Origin of the sequence: Variovorax sp. E3 (assembly GCF_016082275.1) — a bacterium.
GTDB lineage: Bacteria > Pseudomonadota > Gammaproteobacteria > Burkholderiales > Burkholderiaceae_C > Variovorax.
The window spans coordinates 1-338 of the sequence record NZ_MOWM01000398.1 but is presented as its reverse complement, the minus strand read 5'-3'; the positions used below and the strand labels follow the sequence as shown (position 1 = coordinate 338).

The following is a 338-nucleotide window of genomic DNA, read 5'->3' as shown; positions in this document are numbered from 1 at the left end:
GCCGCCGCGGCCCTTGAGCATGAGGTAGGGCGCGTTGGTCATGCTTTCCATGCCGCCCGCCACGATCACGTCGTGGGTGCCGGCCAGCAGCAGGTCGTGCGACAGCATCGCGGCCTTCATGGCCGAGCCGCACATCTTGCTGAGCGTGACGGCCCCCGCGCTGTCGGGCAGGCCGCCCTTGTAGGCCGCCTGGCGCGCCGGGGCTGGCCCTGGCCGGCCATCAGGCAGTTGCCGAACAGCACTTCGCCCACGGTGTCGGGCGCGATGCCCGAGCGCTCGACGGCGGCCTTGATGGCGGCGCCGCCCAGGTCGTGCGCGGAGAGCGAAGAGAAGTCGCC

1 pseudogene is annotated in these 338 nt (G+C 72.5%); it reads right to left on the bottom strand.

Features of this window, described 5'->3' with window-relative positions:
* Positions 1–338 (bottom strand): annotated as a pseudogene (locus BMG07_RS41080) (acetyl-CoA C-acetyltransferase); the annotation flags it as partial.